The sequence below is a fragment of the Hydrogenovibrio sp. 3SP14C1 genome, assembly GCF_029625905.1.
Taxonomy (GTDB): domain Bacteria; phylum Pseudomonadota; class Gammaproteobacteria; order Thiomicrospirales; family Thiomicrospiraceae; genus Hydrogenovibrio.
The window spans coordinates 1-291 of sequence record NZ_JARTLM010000049.1 but is presented as its reverse complement, the minus strand read 5'-3'; the positions used below and the strand labels follow the sequence as shown (position 1 = coordinate 291).

Sequence of the window (291 nt, the reverse complement as noted above, 5' to 3'; positions counted from 1 at the left end):
GAAAGCGCGGTTTTCTTGAGCATGCCCGTTAGCTGCTCGCCATTTTCGGTGCGGCTGAGCGTGCGCCCGGCGTCGTAGAGCGGCTTGGACACCACCAGGCAGCTCCAGCCCACCCAAGGCACGGGCAGCCACACCAGATACCCCAGCGTCAGCAGCAGGGCGGCGCCCAGAAGCGCCCAGTGGTAGAGAACGGCTCGCCGTTTTCCCAACCTCACGGCCAGCGTCATCTTGCCGTGGCGGGCATCGCTGTGGATGTCGCGCACGTTATTGACGTTGAGCACGGCGGTGGCC

At 65.6% G+C, this 291-nt stretch carries 1 protein-coding gene; it reads right to left on the bottom strand.

Annotation, left to right across the window (positions count from 1 at the left end; genetic code table 11):
* The coding region (locus P8629_RS11585) for a prenyltransferase (protein WP_278166280.1) at positions 1-291 on the bottom strand (291 nt) is incomplete at both ends.